The sequence below is a fragment of the Pseudomonas sp. CFBP 5748 genome, assembly GCF_053850495.1.
In genome coordinates this window covers 160,406-183,422 of the sequence record NZ_JBSPTN010000005.1, presented here as the reverse complement: position 1 = coordinate 183,422, position 23,017 = coordinate 160,406, and the positions used below count along the sequence as shown (strand labels likewise).

Genomic DNA, 23,017 nt, shown 5'->3' with positions numbered 1-23,017 from the left:
GGAGGGGGGGACGCTCCTGATTGCCCGAGCAAAAAAATCGGACCTGAAAGAACTATAGACCACAAACCGTACCCGCTATTGCCTTGCCCGTTTCAGGGGGGGACTGGCAGGCGACCGTTACCTACGGCTCTTCGCGCATGATCCGCGCTACTTCGCCTGATGCCTTGAGCTGCTCGAAAGCCCGCTGGGCCTTGGCGACGACTTCGTCCGAAGTGCTCAGGCTGAAGGCCAGGTGTACCCGATGGGGCCGCTCATCAAGGGAGTAGACTTCCTCCAGTGAAGTGAAATCCACAGCGGCATCCTTGCTCATCAGGCGCGCCGTATTTTCGGGCATCGGTAGCAACTGGATCTGATGATTCAGCAGCTTCTGAAAGTTATCGTGGTTATCGACCGACACCACCAGCCGGGTAAAGCCTTGCTGCTGCAGGTAAACTTGCTTGGCGTCATTGCGAACCACGCCTATGTCGTACTGCTTGGCCTCTTCAAGGCTGTTTATGGTGATGGCCTCGCCCCCGCGCATTTTGTAGAGCTTGGTGGTCGACTGATGTATTTCACCCACCCACTTGAATAGCTCTTCGCGGGCCGGCGTACGATCCAATGGGAAGATCAGCACATTAGGCTCATGCAAGGCCTTTTCGTAAGCCCGTGCCCACGGATACAGCCCCATCCGAAAGTCAGTGAGTTCTGCGCGTTTCAATGTTTCTTCGGCTATGCGAGTGCCTGGCCCGACGAGCTGGCCTTCACGGGCGTAAGCGTACAAGGAGTCTTCGGTCACGACTTCAATCGCCTCGGCATGGCTTTTGAAGCTGATCAAGGCCAGGAGCAAACATGAACAGAGCGTCAGACGAGAATGCATACAGACCTCATTACATGCGATGGTTTATATAACGACGCGGTCGCGCCCTTGGTGTTTGGCCCGGTACAGCGCCTGGTCGGCGCGTTGCAACAGTTGATCGAAATGATCCATGGTCTCCGGGTCCAGCTCGGCGACGCCGATGCTCAGGGTGACGAAGGAGGAGACCGCTGAGCCGCTGTGGGGAAGCTCACGTTCGGCCAGGCTTGCACGAAGTCGCTGGGCAGCGTCGTAAGCCTGGTTTGCATCGATGTTGGGCAGCACCACGACGAACTCCTCACCCCCGACGCGGGCGGTCAGTTCGCCAGAGCGCCCGAAAACGCTGCTCAGGGTTTCAGCGATCTGCTTCAAGCACTGATCCCCCTGTATGTGGCCGTAGGTGTCGTTGTAGATCTTGAAAAAATCGACATCGCACATGAGCACGGCCAGCGGGGTCCTGTGGCGGATCGCGCGGCGAAATTCGACTTCCTTCAGTTCGTCGAAATAGCGACGGTTGGCCAGGCCGGTCAAGGCATCGTGACGTGACAGGGCTTCCAGGGACTGGTTGGCCGCCTTGAGTTCGGCGGTACGCGCCTCGACCAGTTCGGCCAGTTGATCGCGGCTGGCGGCAATCGCCAGTTCATCCGAATGCTGGCGCTCCAAGTGGGCGTGGAGATTGTCTTGAAGAGCATTGACTTGGAATTCGAGCAGACTCAGCTCATCTTGGCCGTGCACCGAGCGTTGCAGCTTGAGGTGATGCTTGAGTGTCTGCGGGGCGAGACCGCTCAGATGTCGGGCGATCTGTACCACGTGCACGGTCACCAGGCGGTTGAACATGGTCATGACCAAGCCGGCCAGCAGCAACGATTGGATAATCTGAGTGATGACGATGCTGCGGGCTTCCTTCCAGAGACGCTCCCAAAGCAGGTGATTGTCGCCTTCAATGGTCAGCTCGCCGACTTTTTCGTTGGCGCCGATGTAGGGTTGCGCGACGAGCTGGCGATGCAGCACTGGCACCACACCTGAGGGGCCGAGGGGATATCGATTGAATTCGATAGTTTCAGGCGACTGGCCTGGTCGTAAAATATTCAGCGCCACGCGCCCCACCGGCGCAGCCTTCGCGACGCTGCTGAGCTGCTTGTCCAGCGATTCGCGGTCCATTTCCCAGATGGCGTGAGCCAAGGTGTTCTGGAACACTTGATCGATCAGGGCAAGCTCCGAGTTCATCTCCGTCAGGTTGCTCTCCCAAGCCATCCAGGTCCGGAGAGTGACCATGGCCAGGGTAAAGAGCAGACAGAACAGCAATGTTGCGAGCACCAGGCGCCGACCCAATGAACTGAACGTCCTGGTCTTCGGCTGTGGGGAGGACGGCGCCGGCAAGTGGTCTCCCATGTCATAACCATTTGCGCACGATGGCATCGAAAACACCATTGCGACGGATGGCCTCGAGGCCTGTACGGAATTTGTCGACCGTTTCGGTCGGCGTCTTGCGGCTGAACGCCATGTAGAAGCCCTCTGCGTTGCTCAACTCGGGAAGCGGCAGCGAGCGGATCAGCACTTTTTCCGGGTCCTCGCCATTCTGGCGAGTCAGGTACAGCGCGTTGAGTTCATTGGAAATCCATAGCTCCACATGGTCGACCTTGAGCTTGCGGTAGTTGTGCTCGTACTTGGTGCTCGACTGCAACTCTTCACCGATGCGGAAGCCCTTTGAGATCAGATACTGCTCCCCCACATCCTGATTGACCGTGGCGATCTGGTGACCATGGGCATCGGCCAGCGAGTTGAGTTTTACCGGGCGGACGGCCAGCGAATATATGTACCACTGCGTAGGGGCAATGGCGCCGATCCATTGGAAAAGCGATTCGCGGGCAGGTGTGCGGACGATTGAATAGATCAGCACATTACTTTCATTGAGTGCCAGTTCATACGCACGGGCCCAAGGCATGGGCTGGATAGGAGGCGATTCGACGCCGGCTTCCTTGAATACGGCCTGCACCACCTCGGTGGCCATGCCGGTCACCCGCCCATTCTGCGTCATGTTGTAGGGCGGCAATTCCTCCGTAACGATACGCAGCGCGGTCTCTGCTGCAACGCTTGGCGGGGATCCGCAGGCAGCCAGAAGCACCAGAATGCCGAATATTAGAAAGCGGTTAAGCGCCAGAGCCATCGAAATTATCCTGTGCAACCAGCAGAACCTGGCGGGTCTACGAGCCATTGACTTAATGGTTATCGACCGGGCGAGCGTCAGCTTGAGCATCGCCCGTCGAACGACGCTGGCGAACTTCGAGCAAACGGCTGCTGTTGTTGCGCAGGTCCGCAGTGGCCATGGCGCCAATGAGGACCTGCTTACCGGTGGCGGGCAACAGGAGGTATTGGGTCGGTACTCGAACCTATCTGGAGAGTTTTGACCCGGGCGGGCAGGGGGATCGGTTCGAGCTGGGTCCGCCTTAATAGACCTGAGGCACGATGAGCTCCGGTGGCGTCGGGCTGCGGGAGTAGTCCTCCTGACGCACGCGCTGTGGCAGTTCAATCACCGGTAGCTCCACCTCTTCATAGGGCATCTGCCCGAGCAGGTGATGGATGCAATTGAGGCGGGCTTTTTTCTTGTCGTCGGCTTGCACCACCCACCAGGGGGCTTCGGCGATGTGGGTACGCTCGAGCATGATTTCCTTGGCCTTGGTGTAGGCCTCCCAGCGCCGCCGGGACTCCAGGTCCATGGGGCTGAGTTTCCATTGCTTGAGCGGATCATGAATGCGACTGAGAAAGCGCAGGTGCTGTTCCTGGTCGGAAATGGAGAACCAGTATTTGATCAGCTGAATGCCGGAACGGGCGAGCATCCGTTCAAACTCAGGCACCGTGCGGAAGAACTCTTCGTACTGGTCGGCGTTGCAAAACCCCATGACTTGTTCGACCCCGGCGCGGTTGTACCAGCTACGGTCGAACAGCACGATTTCACCCGCCGCCGGCAGGTGTGAGACGTAGCGCTGGAAGTACCACTGAGTGCGTTCGCGGTCATTGGGGGCGGGCAGGGCGGCAACCCGACATACCCGGGGATTGAGGCGCTGGGTAATGCGTTTGATCACGCCCCCTTTGCCGGCGGCATCGCGGCCTTCGAACAGGATCACAACCTTGTGCCCGGTCTTGACTACCCAACTTTGCAGCTTCACCAATTCGCCTTGCAGGCGAAATAGTTCGCTGAAATACAGTCGGCGGATTTCCTTCTCGCTGGCGTCCTGGTCGTGTTCATCGAACAACGCATTCAAGCCGTGCCCGTCTTCGGCCAATTCCAGCTCCAGTTCTTCGTCGCTGTGATCGAGCAGTTCACGGTGGATACGCTGTATCAAGGTGTCTTGGATGGCTGACATGGTGAGGAACTCGCGTCGTGGGTGCGGCAAACGCTATTCGCAATTTATGACAACTTCGCTACGCCTCACGACCCACAGGTTTTCATCGGTTTAATTGCCCATAGGCCAGCAACCGACGCTCGGCCAGTCGGAATATACCCACCAGCGCAAACGCCACCAACATGTAGAGCAAGGCGGCGATCCCATAGGCTTGAAAAGTCTTGAACGTGGCCGCGTTAACATCCGCCGCGATTTTCAGGATGTCGGGCACGGTGGCGGTAAAGGCAATGGCCGTGGCATGCAAGACAAAAATCACTTCGTTGCTGTAGGCGGGGAGTGCCCGGCGCAGCATGCTCGGTATCAGCACCAGCATGATCAATTGGCTGCGAGTCATGCCCAGGGCCAGGGCTGCTTCGATCTCGCCGCGTGGGGTGGTGCGCAGTACACCGGCGAGAATTTCGATGGTGTAGGCGCAGGTGTTCAAGGCCAGCGCCAGGATGACGCAGTGCATGCCGTCGCGGAAGAACCACCACAGGCCTGGTGATGCTCTGATGAGGCTCAGGCTGGCCAGGCCGCTGTAGATGATCAGCAACTGCACGAACAATGGCGTGCCGCGAAACACCAGGGTGTAGAGCTGGATCGGCAGTGCCACCCAGCGGCTGCCGTAGGTGCGAATCAGTGCCAGTGGTATCGCCGCACACAAACCGGTGACGGCGGATGTCACCAACAGCCATAGTGTCACGGACAGGCCGCTCCAGCGGTAGCCGTCGGACCACAGGAAGTTCGGTCCGAACTCCTTCAATATCTCGATCATGACACGCTCCGCTGCGGTTCGATGCTGTAGCGCCGCTCAAGGTGTTTGAGTGCAAGGCTTGAAAGGATCGCAAAGGCAAGAAATATCGCGGCGATCACCAGGTAGAAAAACATCTGCCTGGAGGTCGCATTGCCCGCCTGTTTGGCGACCTGAACCATGTCATTGAGGCCCAGCAATGAAATCAGGCCGGCGCTTTTCAACAGCACCTGCCAGATATTGCCGATGCCGGGCAGTGCGAACCGCATCATCTGCGGGAGGCGGATACGCCGCAGGACTTGCCTGTGACTCATGCCATAGGCCCGGGCCGCTTCCAGCTGCCCGGATGGGATGGCCTGGAAGGCGCCGCGAAAGGTCTCGGTGCAATAGGCACCGTAGATGAAACCCAGGGTGCCGATGGCAGTGCCGTAAGGGTTCAACTGGAACGATTCCTGGCCGAGCGCGTCCGCCATCTGGTTGAGCCCGATTTGCGCGCTGTAGTAGATGAGCAGCATCAGGACCAGGTCCGGCACGCTGCGCACCAGCGTGGTATAGACCGTCGCCACCATCCGCAGCGGCGCCAGCGACGAAAGCTTGGCCAAGGCCCCGAACAGGCCAAGGACGAGGGCTACGCAGGCGGCCCACGTGGCCACCTGGACGGTCAACCATGCGCCCTGGAAGATGAGATAGCCGTACCCTTCGAGAAACATGCTTTCAGGCTCCGCGCGGCTGGTTTACTTGGGCGAGATGTCGAAGTCGAAGTATTTTTTGGCAATGCGTTCGTAGGTGCCGTTCTGGTGGATCCGCTCGAGCGCCTGATTGATTTCACCGGCAAGGGCCGTATCGCTTTTGCGCAAGCCGATCCCGGTGCCCGGCCCGAAGATTTCCGCTGATTTCACCACTTCTCCGGCGTAGCCGAAGTCTTTGCCCATCGGCTTTTTCAGCAGGCCTTCGGAAACTGCGATGGCATCGTCGAACGCGGCATCCAGGCGGCCGTTGATCAAGTCCGAGTAGGTCAGGTCACTGCTCTGGTAAGGCACCACTTCCACACCTTTGAGCCCCCACATCCGCTTGGCATAGACCTCGAACACACTGCCTTGCTGCACGCCGACGCGCTTGCCGCGCAGGGATTCGGCCGTGGGTTGCAAAGGGCTGCCTTTCGGGGCCACCAGGCGCGCCGGGGTGTCGTAGAGGGTGTTGGAAAAAGCGATTTCAGCTTTGCGTTCTTCGGTAATCGACAGCGCCGAGAGTATCCCGTCGAACTTCCTGCCCTTGAGGGCCGAGACCATGCCGTCGAAGGCGTTCTCCACCCAGACGCAACGCCGCTGCAACTCGGCGCACAGGCTTTCCCCCAACTCGATGTCGAAACCTGTCAGCGAGCCGTCCGGTCGCTTGGACTCGAAGGGCGGGTAGGTGGGATCGACCCCGAAACGCAACTCTTCACTGGCGCCCCAGGTCATCAACGGGCTGGCCACGAGCATCAAACCGATCAGACATTTTTTCATCGACAGGGTATCCACGACAGGTTGGTAGAACCGCCCCGGAATGGCCCGGGGCAGCACGCATCAGCCTTGAATGTTCAAGGCTTGTTTCAATTGCCGGGCGCGTTCGGCGTCCACCGCGTGACCATGGCCAAAGCCACCGGCCCAGCCGCACACCTGGCCGGCATAATCGACGCCGCGTAAAAGGCATTGGGCGAGGCTGTGCCCGTCTTGCCACGCCAGCAAAAACGCCGCGATGAAGCCGTCGCCGGCGCCCATGCTGTCGACGAACGTGCAGGGCAGTGCCGGTTGCTCATGGACGCCCTGTGCATCGATCGCGAGTGCGCCCTGGGCACCGCGAGTGACGACCACAACCGCCGGGCCCATGGCGCGCATCGAGTTCGCCAACTTATGGGCTTCGTTCGACGGCAGGTCGGCCGCCGAGAAAAACGCAATGTCGACATGCTCCAACAAGGCCGGCCAATCGAACTCGACCCAGTTGTCCGAGAAGTCGAATGACAGGCAGCCGCTGGCCTGGCGGATCTGCGCCAATTGGCTTTCCAGGCCGCTGTAGAGGCTGCTGTGTGCCAGCGGGAATGTCGCGACATAGGCCAGGTCGTCGGCATTGAGTCGCAGTTGACGACATACTCCAGGATCGCTGCCGAGAAACACTCGCTCGCTATCGATGCTGTTGACGCATGCCCAGCCGTTGGCGCCCGGCAACGTTTGGCAGCGTGAAACATCGACGGCTTCCTGTTGCAGGCAATCGAGCAGGCGCTGGCCGTATCGATCATCGCCAACACAGCCCAGGTAGGCGCTGCGAGTGCCCAGCCGGGACGCGAGTACCGCCACGTTGAGCGCATTTCCGCCGGGGTATTCGAGGTTTCGGTCCAGGTACACATCCAGGGTGTTGTCGCCGACCGCGATCAGGCTGGCCATGCTCAGTACTCCGTTTTCCACATGTAGCGACGCGTCGTCAGCGGCTGCTGGTGCCAGACCGCCAGGTGGGCGGCGATGCGTTCCGCGGCGATACCGACGATGTAGGGCGCGACAATCGCGCGGATTTCCGGATCGATGCCCTCCATCGGGAAGTCCTTGGAGTCATAGACCATGACCCGCTCGGTGTACCGCTGGCAGAAGCGCACGACCCGCTCCATCTGCGCCCGGCTGGGGTCTTCGCCCACCAGCAACAGCAGCGGGGTGGTCGCGTCGATGGCTTCGAACGGACCATGGAAAAACTCGGCAGCCTCCACCGGCAGGCAATGCAGCCATTGGCTTTCCATCACCACGCAGACGCCAAACACATAGGCAGTGGTGAACATCGGACCCGAGGCGAGGAAGTACATGACGCGGTCATCTTTGTAGAGGCGTGCTTCTTCGGTTGCCCGTTGGTCGTTATTGATCGCCGCGTCGGCCAGTGCCTGTGGCAATGCTTTGAGCGAGCGCGTGAGCTTGTCCAGCAGTGGCCAGCCTTCGCGCTTGGCCAAGATGCCACCGATCAAGGCCTGGAGGATCATGAAGCACCCGAAGTACGCCTCATCGGTACGCCCCAGCAGAAAGCAATGTTGCACGGCCTGGGCCAGTGGTAGCTCGGCGGTTTGTGTCACGCCTACGGTGAGGCAGGGCTTGTCTTGCAGAAAGCGTGCGGCGGCGATGGTTTCCCGGGTCGTTCCGGATTTGGACGCGAGGACCACCAGGGTGCGTTCATCCAGGCGCGGCGGATCGATGTCCATAAAGTCGGCCGGGAAATAGCGGCGTACTTCCAGTGTGTGGCTGTAGCGCTCAAGCCAGTACTGCAAGCCGAGCATGATGCGGTTGGGCGCGCCGCAACTGACGAAATAGATACGGTCGATCCGCGTCGCCAACTCCTGGCCAAACTGCTGGGCGTCGTCGACGATTTGCACGGATTGCTGCAAGGAAGTGATGAAGTCTTCCCGGTTGAACTGGATCGCCATGTGAACTCCTGGATGCCTTGTTGCGGTGCTTCATGTTGCTGTTCATGATCACCATTTAGACCAAAAGCTATACCATGAAAAATACCATTACAAGGCTTTTTGTCCGTGGTCTAATGAGCCGTTCAGCAGTTTTCAGCGTGTTATTTGAAGTGAGTTTGCTTATTGCCATCAAGCTGGCGGGGTTGCGGTGGTTTTTTTGGTTTTTATCGCAACATTGATGCGTCAGAAAAATAATCCAGGATGTAGACCATGAAAGTTGTTCCTCCAAAGTCCTCTGATGTGGCGCTGCTGGCGCCCGAACGCAAGCAGGTGGCCTGGCAGGCCGTCCAGGCGTTGCTCGAAATGCTCGAACGCCCGGAGTTCGGGCCGACTGAACGTATTCCAGCGGAACGGGACCTGGCCGAGCATTTGGGCATCAGTCGGATGACGTTGCGCAAGGCCCTGCAAACGCTGATCGATCGTGGGGTTCTGGAGCGCCGGGGCAATCGTGGGACCTTCGTCACCGCCCCGGGTGTCGAGCGTCCCCTTAATACCGTGGCGCGCAAAGGCATCGCTGAAGTGGTCGAGCAGGCCGGGGCCAGGCCTGGCAGTAAGCTGCTCTACTTCGAACAAACCCAGGCCAGCGCACGCGTCGCCAAATTACTGAAGATTCAGGAAGGGGATGCTTTGCTGACCATTCGGCGTCTGCGCACCGTGGACCAGAAACCTTTCTGCATCGAGACCAGCTACATCCCCGCGGCACGCGCGCCGGAGCTGGTAGCCGGGGACCTGATCGAGGGGGCATCGTTGTATGCCTTGCTGTTATCGCGGTACCAGATCGAAATAGAAAGCGACGAGGGCACGTTGAGCATTGCCACGATGAACGACCAGGAGGCGCGCCTGCTCGAAGTCGAACCGGGGACGGCTGCGCTGGTTTATCGGGGCGTGATTTTCGACCGCCAGGGACGGCCGGTGGAGTACCTGGTCTCGATCAACCATCCTCAGCGCGTGGTGTTCAAGCTGGCGGACAGCCGGGTCAATAGCATTCATACCGAGCATTGATGTGAATGTGCCGCCGCCCTCGCGAGCAAGCTCGGCTCCCACAGGAGTCCCTGGGTGTCCACAGATCCAGCGTTCACCACACATCCTCTGTGGGAGCGAGCTTGCTCGCGATAGCGGTGGGTCAGTTGCCGGTGAGCCGGGAGGTCGCGCGGGGCCTGATTTTCAACTGGTTGGATGGGATTTGAAAACTCCACTGAGTACAAAGGCATAACGTTCCGGACGAATGAAAAACGTCGTGCGGTCGCAGCAGCGGCCGTCGGCAAACCAGGAGGTGCGCTCCATGACCAGCAGTGCGGTGCCGCGTTTGACGTGCAGCGCGCTGGCCAGGCGTTTGTCGGCTTCCTGCGCGCGGATGGCCAGGTCGGCGCGAGTGACTGTCAGGCCGGTGATTGACTCGAGAATGGAATAGATCGGTTGATGTTCGACGTCAGCCCAAGTCACGCTGGCCAGCTCGGCCGGTAAATGGCTGCGTCCCAGCGCGATAGGTTCTTCATCGACGAAATGCAGTCGCTCCAGCAGCAGGCAATCGTCTGCGCCTTCAAACAGGCCTCGCAATGCCTCGGGAACCGGCTGCAGGGCGTGACTGACCACCCGCATGCTCGGTTGCAGCCCTTGCAGCAACAACGCCTCATGAAAACTGCGCAACGCATCCAGGCCGTGGCGGACCTGTTTGGCGGCGACGAAGGTGCCTTTGCCTTGTTTGCGCTCCACCACGCCTTCTTCGCTGAGCTTGCCCACCGCCAGACGCACCGTGACGCGGCTCACGCCAAAGCGCTCGCCCAATTCCGCTTCAGACGGCAGCTTGCCGTTGGGTTGGTAATCGCCGCGCTGGATTTCCTCCAGCAACTGATGGGCAATCTGTTCGTAAAGCGAGGTGCTGCTGTCGCGAAGAATGGGCGTGGACACTGTCAGCTTCCGTGACCTTGAGTGGGGCAGGGTGCCTTCACTTCTAAGGTTATAAAAATAGGTTATTGGGACTACTTGTATTAATACGTATTATGTCAGGCAATCCCATTGTAGACGACCTGACGACACTTGCCATGCTCAAAACCGTTCCCTACCCCCAGCAGCAAGCCGATGCTCTGACGGTCGATGACATCAGCTTCAGTTACCCCAACGGGCACCGGGTTTTTTCCTCGTTCAGCCTGAACGCCAAGCCCGGCGAGTTCGTCGCGATCCTTGGGCCATCGGGCTGCGGGAAAACCACGCTGCTGAATTTGTTGTCAGGTTTCGTGCAACCGCAAAGTGGCCTTATCACCATCAATCAGACGGCGGTGCGTCCGGAGCGTTCGGAACTGGGTTATGTGTTCCAGGCACCGCAATTGTTTCCCTGGTTGAGCGCTCTGGAGAACGTCCGTTTCGGCCTGCGGATGAGCGCTCAGACCAACGAAGCGCAGCAGCGCGCGCAGGCCTTGCAGTACCTGCGCCTGGTCGGCCTGGAGAGCGCGGCGCATCGGCTGCCGCACCAGCTTTCCGGTGGCATGCAACAGCGCGTTTCCCTGGCCAGGACCCTGGCCTTGGAGCCCAGCGTATTGCTGATGGACGAGCCGTTCGCCGCGCTGGATGCCATCAGCCGCAACAGCATGAATGAAGAGACGTTGCGCCTCTGGGCCGAACTGGGCCAGACGGTGTTGTTTATTACCCATGACATTGATGAAGCGGTGTTCCTGGCGGATCGGGTCATTGTGCTCAATATCGCCCCTGGCGGTATCCACAGCGAACTGGACATCCATCTGCCGCGTCCCCGTTCCAACCTGAAAACCCGTCGCCTGCCGGCCTTTCTCGATTACCGCAATGAGCTGATGGAGCGCATTTCCCAGGTCATGGATGCGTCCCAAGCCACTGCTTACCTCACCCCACAACTCGAGCTGACAGCATGATCAAACGTTCGCTGCTTGCCCTTTCATTGTCTGTTGCCGCCCTGGCAAGCAGCGCATTCGCCGTGGCGGGCGAGGAGAAACCCTTGCGCGTGGGGTATGTCTTCGCCATGGCCAATGCCCCGGCGCTGATCGCGGACAAACAGGGTTACTACCGCGAGGAAGGCCTGAATGTCGACCTCAAGGCGTTGGGCGATGGCCCGGTGATCCAGCAAGCACTGGCCGCCGGAGAGCTGGATGTGGCCTATGTCGGGACCCCGCCGGTGTACCAGTGGTTTTCCCGGGGGCTGCAAAGCCGGATCCTGGCGAAGGTCAATTACGGTCAGGCTGCGGTGATTGTCGACGCAAAAAGTCCGATTAACAGCCTGGAGCAACTCAAGGACAAAAGACTCGCCGGGGTCAAGAAGGGCAGTGGCATGGATGTGTTGCTGCGCGGTTATGTCCTGAAAGAAAAGGCCGGGCTCAATCCTGACAAGGATCTGGACATCATCGACATGCCGCCCGGCAACATGAACGCGGCCCTGGAGCGCGGCATCGTCGACGCGGCGTTTTCCTGGGAACCCTTTGTCAGCCAGTCGCTGTTGCGCGGTTCGAGCCGGATCCTGCTGGACGTGAACCAGGCGCTGCCCAATTACCCGTGGTACGTGGTGATCGCCTTGCCGAAGACCTTGCAGGAGCGCCCGGACGATGTGGTGAAACTGCTGCGCGCCCATCGCAAGGCCATCGCCTTCCTCAACGAGCGTCCCGCTGAAGCGAACCGGCTCATCGCCGAGGCGTTCAAGCTTGAAGCGGTGCAAGGCACCGACGGCCGGACCATCGCACCCGAAGACATCGTCGCCCAGGCACGTACTCGCTTGGGCTGGTCGGCGGACTTGCAGGCAACGGATATCCAGTTCATCCAGCGCCTGATGAACTATTCCCACGATCTGGGTTTTATCGACACCACGCTCAAGACCGAACAGATCGTGGATACCTCCTACCTGGAAAAAGCCGCGCACTGAGTCCGTCATGTCCTTGCCAAAACCGAATTGGGGATGGGCGTCGCTGCCGTTCCTATTGTTGATCTGGGTGGCCCTGGCCAGCCGCTTTCCCACGTACATCCTGCCGCAGCCCTGGGACGTTGCCCGCGAGGCGCTGCGCTGGCTGGGCGATAGCTCGCTGTGGCAGCACCTGCGGGCCAGTGTCCTGGAAGAGTTGGGTGGTTTCTGCGCGGCGGTGATCGTTGCGCTCCTGTTGGGCACGGCCGCAGGTTTGTCTTTGCGATTTCGCGACTTTATCTCGCCGCTCAACAGCCTGTTCATGGCCATTCCGCCGATCGCTTGGGCGCCGCTGATCATGATCATTTTCGGCCTCGGCTACGTCTCCATCGTGCTGGTGATTTTCATCGCCGCGATGTTCCCCATGGCCGTGACCATCCAGGAGGGCGTGCAGAGTATTCGCGGTGGTGAAGTCCGCGCGGCGCGCACCCTGGGGGCCAATTCCTGGCAACTGTTGGCCCATGTCTACTTGCCGGCCTCGTTGCCCTTTGTGACTGCAGCGTTGCGCATCGGTTTCAGCCAGGGCTGGAGGGCGTTGGTCGCGGCGGAAATGATCGGTGCGTCCCAGGGCATCGGCTGGATGGTCTCCACGGGCGGGCAGATCGGCAACAGCAGCCAGGTGTTGCTGGGCATTGTCGTGATCGGCCTGATTGCCTGGCTGATGGAGAGCTTCGTGTTCCGGCGCATCGAGCGCCACTACCAGAAATGGCGCGTGCAATAAGCATCGCCCCCCGTATCCAAAACCTTCAGTGGACCACTGCACGAGGTGTCATGTGAGTAACGTTTTCGATCCCCGCGAAGCCGGGCATTACATTGCCCCGCAAGGCCTCTACGAACGCAACAAGAAACGCCCGTTCCTGGGCCGCATCGACTGTGATCGAGACACGCTGATCGCCGGTCAATGGGATGAAATTACCTTGGTCTACGAGGTCGGTGGCAGTGGCCTGGCGGACGGTGCCTGGCTCAAGCTGGCCTTCAAGTTCTACTCCGACTGGGCCTTGTTCCAGACCTCGAACCCGGCTGGGCCCAACTATGTCAGCGCGGAATATCAAGCCGGGGAGCTGGTCCCGGGCCAGAGTCAGGCCACCGTACAACACCTCAAAGTACGCTTCGACCAGAAGGGCCATGAGCGGCCCTTCCAGAAAGCGATCATCATCGACATCGTCGACGGTTACCTGAATCCAGGGGACAAAGTCATCATTCGCCTGGGGGATCGCCGGCAGGGCGGCGCGGGGACGCGGGTGCAGAGTTTCGTCGAGAAAGACTTCCGCTTCCGGCTGTTCATCGACCCGTTGGGCAGTTCGAAGTTTGCCGAGGTGCCGGGTGATCCGTTGCTGGACATCGTGCCGGGACCGGCCCGGAGCCTACAGTTGATCGTGCCGCGACTGGTCAGTGCGGGTGAGGCGTTTGACGTGCTGCTCAGGGCGGATGATGCCTGGGGCAATACTTGCCGCCAGTTGCCACTCAAGGGCGTTTTGACCTTCATCGATCCTGAAGGCGGAGAACGGCGGCAGCCGTTTACCTTGGCGGCTAGCGGCTGGGCCACTGCGCGGCTTGAGGGCATTGACCTCGGTGCCCAGGGTGAGTGGCGTTTGTCCGCCGAGGTACAGTCGACCTCGGTCCGTGGCGCCCAGGCGTTTGTCACGGTCGATCCGGCCGGTACAGCGCTGCGTCCGCTCTATGCCGACCTGCATGTGCACTCCGATGACACCGTGGGCACCAACGACACCTTGTACAACCTCAGCTACGGTCGCGACGTGGCCGGGCTCGATGTCCTTGGCTACACCGCCAACGACTTCAACATCACCGAGCAGCGTTGGGACCAGGCGGTCAAGCTGATCCACGAGCTCAATGAACCGGGCCGATTTGTTTGCTATCCCGGCACCGAGTGGTGCGGTAACTCCTGCGCGGGCGGGGATCGTAATGTGGTGTTCCTGCATGACCGCAAACCCGAGTTTCCCTTCGACAATCAGGGACGGCTGGTGCGCTCCTTCGAATGGAACGAGTTCACCGCCGGTACGATCAAACCGGGCGCCTGGCCGGTGGACGAGCTGTACGCCGCCTATGCCAAGGACCCCGAAGGCCATCTGATGATGCCCCATGTCGGCGGGCGCCGTTGCAACCTTGACTGGCACCATCCGGAGCTTGAGCGGCTGATCGAAGTCGGTTCGGCCTGGGGGCAGTTCCATTGGGTGTATGCCGAAGCGCTGCAGCGTGGCTATCGGGTGGGTGCCGCGGCGAACAGTGATGAACACCAGGGCCGTTGCGGCGGCGGGGTTCCGGCCACGGCAGTGTTTGGTTCGCGGGGCGGGTTGACGGGGGTGGTTGCTGACGGCTTTGATCGAGCCAATGTCGGTAAGGCGCTTCGCGCCCGTCGCACCTTCGCCACGACCGGCGAGCGCTCGTTTGCCAGCCTGAGCCAGGGCAAGCATTTCATGGGTGAAGTCTTCACCGCCGATTCGAATGCCACGCTGGACTATCGACTGCTGGGAGAGGCAGGTTGGGAGCAGGTCGATCTGTTTGATGGCGACAAGTTGATCTGGTCACGCAACCTGCATCAGGAACTGGGTTTTTCCACGCAACGCATTCGCTTGCGTCTGGGTGGCGCGCGGATCAAGGACCGTTATCGCGGCGCTTACTGGACCGGCGAGATTCGCATCACCGGCGCGGTCATCAATGGTTTTCGCGCCTTGGGCCTCGATCATCCCGAGCAAACCGTCTGGCGCAAGGATGCCACTGTCCTGGCCTTTCGCACGGACACCAATGGCGATACCGACAGCATCGAAATCGACCTGTCGCACCTGGCCGGCGCGACGTTGCAGATTCACAGCCGTATCGACAACTACGTCAAGGTCGGTGATCCGGCCGAACCGCAACCCTATGTGCATGCGCCGGCGGTGCTGATGGAGCTGTCCGGGGAGGAGTTGCTGGCGCAATCGCAAGTCATCGAAGAGCTACCGGGCGCCGAATTGAAAGTCTCCCTGGAAAGGACCACCGCTGCAGCGCTGCCCCGTGAGCTGCGAGGGAGCATTGAACTGGCCCGGTTGAACCTGGAGCAGGGCCGTGAACATCCACTGTTCATCTGTGCCCGTCAACGGGATCAATCCCGGGTCTGGACTTCGGCGCTGTTCCTGACGTTATAAAACGCGGGGTTTGACGCCCCGCCGGATAGACGGCATATTTGCTCGATTGTGAGCATTTATGCTCGTTTATGTGGGTTGTAATGCCATGACTTCACCTCACGAAGCGTTTCCCGGCGAACGCCAGCAATTGATCCGTCGGCGTCTTGCCCAGTACGGCCGGGTGATCGCGGCTGATCTGGCCAGCGAGCTCAATGTGTCCGAGCACTCGATACGGCGCGATCTGGGTGCATTGGCGGCGGCGGGGTTGTGCAAGCGCGTTTATGGCGGCGCCATACTGTTGCCCGGCGCGGAAGGGCCGTTGGAGGTTCGAGTACAGCAAGACACCGTGCGCAAAAGCAGTCTTGGCCAAGCGGCGGCTTCATTGCTGAGGGCCGGCCAGCATGTCTTCATCGATGCCGGGTCGACCAACCTGGCCATTGCCTGCGCCATTGACCCGCAACTTGAGCTGACCCTCACGACCAACTCACCGTTGATTGCGGTGCAGTTGATGAAACTGCCGCGCGCCGAAGTCATTGTGCTGGGCGGTCGCCTGAACCCGGTGGCTGGAGGTTCGATCGGGCTGACGGCGGTACAGCAATTGCGCCAATTCAGTTTTGACCTGTGTTTTCTGGGGGCCTGCGCCATCGACCCGGACAACGGCGTCACCGCGTTCGGTCTGGACGATGCTGAGTTCAAACGCGCGGTGGTCGCCGCCAGCGGTCAAGTGGTGGCAGCCGTGACCAATGAAAAACTGTCGAGCGTTGCGCACTATCAGGTGGCATCGTGTGAAGAAATCGCTGTCCTGGTGGTGGAGCACGATGCGCCGCGCGAGCGACTGGAGCCTTTTTTCGGCAGGGTTTCCAAGGTGATGACGGCGGCCTGCGAACAGCGGCGCGGACAAGGCCAGGCTTGAGATGGTTGCCTTGGCACGAGCAGCAATCAAACGGATGCCGGACGCCCCCATTGTCCGCCACGTCATTTACGTCTAGTTTGCTGCCCCATCATAAGGACAAAAACAGGAGTCATCGATGCAACCGATTCGTCTCGGTCTGGTGGGCTACGGCAAGATAGCCCAGGATCAACATCTTCCCGCTATCCTCGCCAACCCCGCGTTCCAGTTGGTCGCTGTCGCCACGCAAGGGAAACCCTGCGCCGGGGTGGAGAACTTCCAGTCCCTGGGCGAATTGCTCGAAAAGGGCCCGCACGTCGATGCGATTGCGTTCTGCACACCGCCGCAAGGTCGATTCGCGTTGGTGCAACAAGCGTTGGCCGCTGGCAAACACGTCCTGGTAGAGAAGCCGCCGTGCGCCACGTTGGGCGAGGCGATGGTGTTGGTGGAGCAGATCCGGGAGCAAGGCGTCAGCGGTCTGTTCGCCTGGCATTCGCGTTACGCACAAGGCATCCAGGCGGCCCGTGACTGGCTGGCCAGCCGTACCCTGCAAAGCGTGAAAATCGACTGGAAGGAAGACGTGCGCAAGTGGCACCCGGGCCAGGCGTGGATCTGGCAACCCGGAGGCCTGGGCGTTTTCGACCCGGGCATCAATGCCTTGTCGATTGTGACCCACCTGCTGCCACTGTCACTGTTCGTCGAATCGGCCGAACTGCGCGTCCCCAGCAACTGCCAGTCGCCTATCGCCGCTAACATTAAAATGTCTGACGCGGGTCGTCTCGATGTCCGCGCGGAGTTCGATTTCGACCATGGTCATGATGAACTTTGGAGCATCGAAATCCGCTGCACCGAAGGTCTCTTGCGCCTGGACAACGGCGGCGCACTGTTGAGTATCGACGGCGTGCGCCAGGCCGTTTCGCAGGAGGGCGAGTACGCAGCGGTGTATCGGCATTTCCAACAACTGATTGCTGACAAGGCCAGCGACGTGGACCTGCAGCCGCTGCGACTGGTCGCAGACAGCTTTTTTGTCGGTAGCCGCGCGTCGGTTGAACCGTTCTACGACTAGGCGCTGTCAGGGATTAACCGCAGGAGGGGGGCCAGTCGATCCATGCGTCGACTGGCTGCGCTTGCGTTCGATTCTGTCGCTATCCGACGCTGGGTGCGATGGCGGGCAGCCGTCTTTCAGCCCAAATCTTCAGCCTGATGCCGCTCCGGCACCTGGCTCGCCTCATCCCCCCACGTCCGGTTGACGCGTTGCCCACGGATGACCGCCGGCCGTTTGGCGATTTCTTCCGCCCAACGCTGCACATGGGTGTATTCGTGGGCAGCGAGAAACTCGGCGGCCGAGTACACGTTGTTGCGCACCAGTTGGCCATACCAGGGCCAGACCGCGATATCGGCGATGGAGTAGTGGTCGCCCGCCAGGTATTGGCTTTCACCCAGGCGGCGATCCAGGACATCCAGTTGGCGCTTGGCCTCCATGGTGAAGCGATTGATGGGGTACTCAAGCTTCTCCGGTGCGTAGGCATAGAAATGCCCGAAGCCGCCACCCAGGTAGGGCGCAGCGCCCATTTGCCAGAACAGCCAGTTCAGGGTTTCGGTGCGCCCGGCCAGGTCAGTGGGCAGGAAGGCGCCGAATTTCTCTGCCAGGTAAAGCAGGATCGAACCGGACTCGAAGACGCGGATGGGCGGCTCCACACTGCGGTCCTGCAAGGCCGGGATTTTTGAGTTTGGATTGATCTCGACAAAACCGCTGGAGAACTGGTCGCCCTCGCCGATGCGAATCAGCCAGGCGTCGTATTCCGCGCCTGCATGCCCGAGCGCCAGCAGTTCCTCAAGCAGGATGGTCACTTTCACGCCATTGGGCGTGGCCAGCGAATAGAGCTGCAACGGGTGCTTGCCGATCGGCAATTTCTTTTCGTGGGTCGGCCCGGCGATCGGGCGGTTGATGCTGGCGAACTGGCCGCCAGACGGGGCCTCATTTTTCCAGACCTTGGGCGGAACGTAGGACGCTTGACTCATGGAACGTACCTCATCGTTTGCTGGCGGTGTACACGTAGACCGCGCAAGAGGGGGGCGCCTGGCGTGATGCGGTAAGCGGCACGCCAGAGAGGCCGAAGCCTGGCCTTCGAATGAAAGCAGAGAAGCTATCATAGGCTGCGCGGCGCGTGGTGGTCGGCGCGCCAGAGACCCTGGCTGGGAGACGATCAGAGAATCAGATGTCCACGCTCCGTCGGTTCACCATCGATGTGAGTGGTCGATCGGCGGACGTAGCCTGCTTAAGCGCTCAGCCACAGTTCGACTTTATCTCGGCTCGGAATGCCTCCGGAATGAACAACTTTGCCATCAATGACCACGCTGGGTGTCGATATAACCCCATAGCTCATGATGTCACGTAGCTCTTCCACTTTTTCCAACTTCACAGGCACGCCTTTCGCTTGAGCGACTTGCTCGATGATGGCGATTGTCGATTTACACTTGGAGCAACCGGTACCTAGCACCTTGATATCTTTCATGGGAACCTCGGCGGATGGACTTACAGAACGAAGTTGAAGGCGTAGCCAACGACGAGAATGCCGGCGGCGACGACACCAATGAAGGTGGCGATCAGGCGGACTTTCAACACCTTGCGCAGAATCACCATCTCAGGGAGGGAGAGGGCAATGACGCTCATCATGAAGGCCAGTACCGTGCCCAACGCTGCACCTTTGGCGAGTAGCGCCTGGACAATGGGAATGATCCCTGCTGCGTTGGTATACATGGGAATGCCTATCAGGATCGCGACTGGGACAGACCACCACGCCTCTTTACCCATGAAACCGGCCATGAAATCTTCGGGCACGTAGCCATGAATACCTGCGCCAATGGCGATACCGGCCAGGATGTAAGGCCAAACGTTTCCGACGATTTCACGCACGCTGCCAAAACCGGCATAGATCCGTTCATGCAGCGGCATGTGTATGTCTTCTGCGGTTGCCTGGACTTTGGGCATGTCGCGAACCCAATCCTCTAGAGAGTCCTCCATTTTCAAGCGCCCGATGATCCAGCCTGCAACCACAGCAATAAACAAACCGAGACTCAGGTACAGCAGCGCAACTTTCCAGCCGAACAAGCCCAATAGCAGTGTCAATGCGACCTCGTTCACCATGGGCGCGGCAATGAGAAACGAGAAGGTCACCCCTAAGGGCACGCCTGCCTGAACAAAGCCGATAAACAGAGGAACTGCGGAGCAGGAGCAGAACGGGGTAAACACCCCGAGAGACGCCGCCATGACGTTGGCCATGCCCTCGCTTCGTCCGGCCAATGTTGCGCGGGTGCGTTCAGGTGTGAAGTACGAGTTGACCATTCCCATCAAGAACACGATGCCGGTCAGCAGCATCAGCACCTTGGGCGTGTCATAGAAAAAAAACTGCAGGGCACCACCCAGGTGGCTGTCACGCTCGACAGGCAGCGCTGCAACCAATGCCTCCGAGACAGGGATAAGGGCCTCATACAAACCGAACCAAATAAGCACGGCTGCCACCAAAAAAAGGCGGGGACTGCGCTGTGGCCAGCGCACAATGATCTCGTTCATGTCCACACCTCCTGGGACGGAGCCGGGCTAGGCCACCGATTGATCGGCCAGAGCCGCTGCGATTTCGCTGACCGTGCTGCGAGCCGTACGCGTTACGCCGATCAACGTGGCGGAAGCCGAACCGGTCCACTCACCGTAGCCAACCAGCCATAGCCTGGGTTCTTCAATCGAACGGGTGCCTTCGACCTCGACACGGCCCTCGCTGTTGACCACGCCCAGCGCATCCAGATGCTGCAGGGCCGGTCGGAAACCAGTGCACCAGATCACCACGTCCACCGCAGACTCTGAACCATCGGCCCAGATCACTCCGTTGCGGGTAAACCGTTGGAAAGGCCGGACAGATTTGAGCGCATGGCGTGCTCGCGCATCGACAACGGGCGGCACCATGACGATATCGCCCAACCCGCCCACGGGCTGTTCGATGACAAGGCCTTGCTGTTGGGCTTTCCAGCGCCCGGTGGCGCGCTCGAACAACACGCGTCCATCCACTTCGTCGGGCAAGAACAAGGGTTCGACAGGCGTCACCCAGGTGGTCTGCGCGACTTTGGAAACCTCAGCCAGAATCTGCGCCCCTGAATTGCCACCGCCCACCACCAACACACGCTTACCCGCGAACGGCTGCGCCTGGACATAGTTCGCGGAGTGCAACTGTTGGCCGGCGAATGACTCGGCATCCGGGTAGTAAGGAATGTAAGGATTGCTCCAAGTGCCCGTGGCACTGACCACGGCCTTGGCATCCCAATGCCTGCCGTCAGCCCATACGCGCAAGCCCAGTGCTGTGCGCTCCACCCGATTGACCCGTACCGGACGCACCACCGCAAACTGATAGCGTTGTTCGTACTGCTTGAGGTAGTCGATCACGTGGTCGCGCGATGGGTAGCCTGCTTGCGTGGGGGGCATCATCCAGCCAGGGATCGAACTCCACGTGGCCGGGGAGAACAGGCGCAACGAGTCCCAGCCATGCCGCCATGCGCCTCCTGGTTCTTGCTCGGCGTCGAGGATGACAAACGTCAATTGCGTGCGGCGCAGGAAATAGGCCACCGCCAAGGCAGATTGACCCCCACCGATAATGACAACGTCAAATGCGCTGGAGGGCGAATCAGTCATGACGGCGAACCTTCAAGGGCGTGGATGGAACGGCGGCAGTGGTCCCTGCCAAGGAACCGTCTCAATAATGCTTGCACGTTTTGATGCCCAATAACGTATAGATCGGGCAGAAGCGGAAAATGCCAGTGGCCAGCGGCACCAGGCCGATCCAGCCCCACAAGCCGATCACACCGGTCAGGCTCAGGGCGATGAGAACAAGCCCGATGACTATGCGCAGGCTACGGTCAATGGTTCCGATATTGGCTTTCATGCTGATCTCCCGATCAATGGGGGCGCCGGGTCTCCAGCGCCGTGAACAACAACATGCCCGCCAACATGGCCAGCATGAACACAATGATTTGCCAGTGTCCGGTCAGCAGGATGGCCACGGCAGGGCCAGGACAGATACCGGCTATGCCCCAGCCGATGCCGAACACCAGGCTGCCGCCGATCAGGCGTGGGTCCAGCTCACGTTTGACCGGTAGTTGCATAGGGCTTCCCAGCACTGAACGCGATTGCCGGCGAGCCCAGGTGAGCGGGCCGATGGCAACGCCAATCGCACCGATCATCACCAACGCCAGGGACGGGTCCCAGGCCCCGGCCAAATCCAGAAAGGCCAGCACTTTTCCCGGGTTGGCCATCCCCGCCAGGAGCAGACCGAAGCCAAAGAGCAGGCCGGCAATGAATGCAGTCAGTTTGAGCATGATCAAACCCCCATCACATGACGCAGGACAAAGACTGTCGCGAAACCGCTGAACATGAAGCAGGCCGTGGCGATCATTGAGCGCGGCGACAGGCGCGATATGCCGCACACGCCATGGCCGCTGGTGCAGCCCGAGCCATAGCGGGTGCCGATCCCCACCAACAGGCCGGCGACGACCAGCCCGACCCAGCCGCTGTGGAACTCAATCGGCGGCAAAGTGGCAAACAGCCCCCATAAAAGCGGTGCGACCAGCAGACCCAGAAGGAACAGGGCTTTCTCGCCCACGCCTTCGCCGCCGCGCTGCAGAAGGCTGCCGATCAACCCACTGATGCCAGCGATACGTCCATTGGCGACGACGAACAGGCTGGCCGCCAGGCCGATCAACAGGCCGCCGGCGAGGGATGACCAAGGTGTGAAATTGAGCCAGTCAACATTCATGAGCGTTCTCCGATACACAATCGTTGCTATTCCACGACAGGGTTCAACCCAGGACTTTTACCAGCAGGGCCACCGCCACCAGCGTAGAGACCAGGGCAAAGCCTTTTTGCAAGTAGGGTTCCGGCAACCTGGCCGCAATCAAGCGCCCGCCAAGCATGCCGCTGAGTGCGCCAATGGAAAATGGCACGGCTACCGCCCATTGCAAGTGACCGGCTGCCGAACTCGCCACAACCCCCGACATGGAAACCAGTGCAATCACCGTCAGCGACGTGGCGAGCACCGACTGCGTGGTCAAATTGGTGTAGCGCTGCAGCGCCGGGACCATGACGAAACCACCGCCGACTCCGAGCAAGCCGGAAAGCACCCCTGAGACCACGCCGGAAGCGGTGAGCGCCCAGGCACATGGGCCGGTCCAGTTCAGTTTGCCGCGGTTCTCATCTAGGACACAGGGCGGTGGCTTGCCCCTGCCAGATGCCTTTGCCCGCGCGTGCGCAGGCCGTGATTTTTGAAAGGCCCGCCAAGCCACGTACATCAGCAAAAGGGCAAACATGATCGTCAAGGGGGCGTTGGGAGTACGTTGAGCCAACCACAAGCCGACGGGGGAGCAGACGATCCCCGCCCCGGCGGTCAGAAGTGCGGCTTTATAGCGTACGATGCCGTTTTTGAGCCCCATCACGGCGCCCAGGGTGGCGGCTAAGCCCACGGCGAGCAAACCAATAGGCCCGGCTTCGGCCATGCTTAATCCCACACCAAACACCAGGAACGGGACCGCGAGTATGCCTCCACCCGCGCCGGTCAGCGCCAGAATCACCCCCACGGTGAAGCCCAGTAGCAAGACGCTCATCATC

The 23,017-nt window shown here is 60.2% G+C and carries 26 protein-coding genes; 8 read left to right on the top strand and 18 right to left on the bottom strand.

The window, feature by feature from the left end:
• Positions 1 to 121 precede the first annotated feature (121 nt).
• From ACWNZ1_RS13465 to ACWNZ1_RS13425, 9 genes are all read right to left on the bottom strand, one after another.
• Positions 122 to 856 (bottom strand): substrate-binding periplasmic protein, encoded by a 735-nt coding sequence (locus ACWNZ1_RS13465; protein WP_256453292.1) that lies wholly within the window; start codon positions 854 to 856, stop codon positions 122 to 124.
• Between the two features lie 24 nt (positions 857 to 880).
• Positions 881 to 2,224, bottom strand: coding sequence for a GGDEF domain-containing protein (locus ACWNZ1_RS13460; RefSeq protein WP_256453291.1), 1,344 nt, complete (start codon positions 2,222 to 2,224; stop codon positions 881 to 883).
• Between the two features lies 1 nt (position 2,225).
• Complete coding sequence (locus ACWNZ1_RS13455) at positions 2,226 to 2,999, bottom strand: substrate-binding periplasmic protein (protein ID WP_135845875.1); 774 nt, start codon at positions 2,997 to 2,999, stop codon at positions 2,226 to 2,228.
• Between the two features lie 280 nt (positions 3,000 to 3,279).
• A complete protein-coding gene (gene ppk2 / locus ACWNZ1_RS13450) occupies positions 3,280 to 4,197 on the bottom strand; it encodes a polyphosphate kinase 2 (protein ID WP_135845874.1) in 918 nt (305 codons plus the stop codon).
• An 82-nt stretch (positions 4,198 to 4,279) separates the two neighbouring features.
• On the bottom strand, positions 4,280 to 4,990 hold the full coding sequence (gene hisM / locus ACWNZ1_RS13445; RefSeq protein WP_256453290.1) for a histidine ABC transporter permease HisM: 711 nt from the start codon (positions 4,988 to 4,990) through the stop codon (positions 4,280 to 4,282).
• Complete coding sequence (locus ACWNZ1_RS13440) at positions 4,987 to 5,676, bottom strand: ABC transporter permease (protein WP_256453289.1); 690 nt, start codon at positions 5,674 to 5,676, stop codon at positions 4,987 to 4,989. Before ACWNZ1_RS13440 ends, hisM begins: the two co-directional genes overlap by 4 nt.
• Before the next feature lie 24 nt (positions 5,677 to 5,700).
• Positions 5,701 to 6,471, bottom strand: coding sequence for an ABC transporter substrate-binding protein (locus ACWNZ1_RS13435; protein ID WP_135845871.1), 771 nt, complete (start codon positions 6,469 to 6,471; stop codon positions 5,701 to 5,703).
• Positions 6,472 to 6,531: 60 nt separating this feature from the next.
• Positions 6,532 to 7,386 (bottom strand): PfkB family carbohydrate kinase, encoded by an 855-nt coding sequence (locus ACWNZ1_RS13430; RefSeq protein WP_256453288.1) that lies wholly within the window; start codon positions 7,384 to 7,386, stop codon positions 6,532 to 6,534.
• 2 nt (positions 7,387 to 7,388) lie between these two features.
• On the bottom strand, positions 7,389 to 8,402 hold the full coding sequence (locus ACWNZ1_RS13425) for an SIS domain-containing protein (RefSeq protein WP_135845869.1): 1,014 nt from the start codon (positions 8,400 to 8,402) through the stop codon (positions 7,389 to 7,391).
• Positions 8,403 to 8,476: 74 nt separating this feature from the next.
• Between ACWNZ1_RS13425 and ACWNZ1_RS13420 the strand changes: the two genes are divergently transcribed.
• Positions 8,477 to 8,620, top strand: coding sequence for a hypothetical protein (locus tag ACWNZ1_RS13420; protein WP_158296363.1), 144 nt, complete (start codon positions 8,477 to 8,479; stop codon positions 8,618 to 8,620).
• Between the two features lie 31 nt (positions 8,621 to 8,651).
• Positions 8,652 to 9,443 (top strand): GntR family transcriptional regulator, encoded by a 792-nt coding sequence (locus ACWNZ1_RS13415; RefSeq protein WP_135845868.1) that lies wholly within the window; start codon positions 8,652 to 8,654, stop codon positions 9,441 to 9,443.
• A gap of 162 nt (positions 9,444 to 9,605) precedes the next feature.
• On the opposite strand, the gene ACWNZ1_RS13410 is transcribed toward ACWNZ1_RS13415, so the two are convergent.
• Positions 9,606 to 10,349, bottom strand: coding sequence for a GntR family transcriptional regulator (locus ACWNZ1_RS13410; protein ID WP_135845867.1), 744 nt, complete (start codon positions 10,347 to 10,349; stop codon positions 9,606 to 9,608).
• Positions 10,350 to 10,483: 134 nt separating this feature from the next.
• Here ACWNZ1_RS13410 and ACWNZ1_RS13405 point away from each other — a divergent pair, with 134 nt between their 5' ends.
• The 6 genes from ACWNZ1_RS13405 to ACWNZ1_RS13380 all read left to right on the top strand — a co-directional run bounded on the left by ACWNZ1_RS13405 (position 10,484) and on the right by ACWNZ1_RS13380 (position 17,434).
• A complete protein-coding gene (locus ACWNZ1_RS13405; RefSeq protein WP_256453287.1) occupies positions 10,484 to 11,323 on the top strand; it encodes an ABC transporter ATP-binding protein in 840 nt (279 codons plus the stop codon).
• Positions 11,320 to 12,321, top strand: a complete 1,002-nt coding sequence (locus ACWNZ1_RS13400) for an ABC transporter substrate-binding protein (RefSeq protein ID WP_256453286.1) — start codon at positions 11,320 to 11,322, stop codon at positions 12,319 to 12,321. Before ACWNZ1_RS13405 ends, ACWNZ1_RS13400 begins: the two co-directional genes overlap by 4 nt.
• A gap of 7 nt (positions 12,322 to 12,328) precedes the next feature.
• Entirely contained in the window at positions 12,329 to 13,078 is a 750-nt protein-coding gene (locus tag ACWNZ1_RS13395; RefSeq protein ID WP_256453285.1) for an ABC transporter permease, read from the top strand.
• A 52-nt stretch (positions 13,079 to 13,130) separates the two neighbouring features.
• Positions 13,131 to 15,500, top strand: a complete 2,370-nt coding sequence (locus ACWNZ1_RS13390) for a hypothetical protein (RefSeq protein ID WP_456027692.1) — start codon at positions 13,131 to 13,133, stop codon at positions 15,498 to 15,500.
• A gap of 85 nt (positions 15,501 to 15,585) precedes the next feature.
• Complete coding sequence (locus tag ACWNZ1_RS13385; RefSeq protein WP_135845862.1) at positions 15,586 to 16,392, top strand: DeoR/GlpR family DNA-binding transcription regulator; 807 nt, start codon at positions 15,586 to 15,588, stop codon at positions 16,390 to 16,392.
• Positions 16,393 to 16,507: 115 nt separating this feature from the next.
• A complete protein-coding gene (locus tag ACWNZ1_RS13380; protein ID WP_456027691.1) occupies positions 16,508 to 17,434 on the top strand; it encodes a Gfo/Idh/MocA family protein in 927 nt (308 codons plus the stop codon).
• A 116-nt stretch (positions 17,435 to 17,550) separates the two neighbouring features.
• Here ACWNZ1_RS13380 and yghU read toward each other — a convergent pair whose 3' ends face one another.
• The 8 genes from yghU to ACWNZ1_RS13340 all read right to left on the bottom strand — a co-directional run bounded on the left by yghU (position 17,551) and on the right by ACWNZ1_RS13340 (position 23,016).
• Entirely contained in the window at positions 17,551 to 18,390 is an 840-nt protein-coding gene (gene yghU, locus ACWNZ1_RS13375; protein ID WP_135845860.1) for a glutathione-dependent disulfide-bond oxidoreductase, read from the bottom strand.
• Between the two features lie 257 nt (positions 18,391 to 18,647).
• On the bottom strand, positions 18,648 to 18,884 hold the full coding sequence (locus ACWNZ1_RS13370; RefSeq protein ID WP_135845859.1) for a thioredoxin family protein: 237 nt from the start codon (positions 18,882 to 18,884) through the stop codon (positions 18,648 to 18,650).
• Between the two features lie 20 nt (positions 18,885 to 18,904).
• Entirely contained in the window at positions 18,905 to 19,942 is a 1,038-nt protein-coding gene (locus ACWNZ1_RS13365; RefSeq protein WP_135845858.1) for a permease, read from the bottom strand.
• 27 nt (positions 19,943 to 19,969) lie between these two features.
• Positions 19,970 to 21,049, bottom strand: a complete 1,080-nt coding sequence (locus ACWNZ1_RS13360) for an ArsO family NAD(P)H-dependent flavin-containing monooxygenase (RefSeq protein ID WP_456027690.1) — start codon at positions 21,047 to 21,049, stop codon at positions 19,970 to 19,972.
• A 61-nt stretch (positions 21,050 to 21,110) separates the two neighbouring features.
• The gene (locus tag ACWNZ1_RS13355) at positions 21,111 to 21,299 is read right to left on the bottom strand and encodes a YgaP family membrane protein (RefSeq protein ID WP_265072135.1); all 189 of its coding nucleotides are present in this window, start codon (positions 21,297 to 21,299) and stop codon (positions 21,111 to 21,113) included.
• A gap of 13 nt (positions 21,300 to 21,312) precedes the next feature.
• Entirely contained in the window at positions 21,313 to 21,732 is a 420-nt protein-coding gene (locus ACWNZ1_RS13350) for a DUF6691 family protein (protein WP_135845855.1), read from the bottom strand.
• A 2-nt stretch (positions 21,733 to 21,734) separates the two neighbouring features.
• Positions 21,735 to 22,169, bottom strand: coding sequence for a YeeE/YedE family protein (locus ACWNZ1_RS13345; protein ID WP_135845854.1), 435 nt, complete (start codon positions 22,167 to 22,169; stop codon positions 21,735 to 21,737).
• 43 nt (positions 22,170 to 22,212) lie between these two features.
• On the bottom strand, positions 22,213 to 23,016 hold the full coding sequence (locus ACWNZ1_RS13340) for a sulfite exporter TauE/SafE family protein (protein WP_265073103.1): 804 nt from the start codon (positions 23,014 to 23,016) through the stop codon (positions 22,213 to 22,215).
• Between the last annotated feature and the right edge of the window lies 1 nt (position 23,017).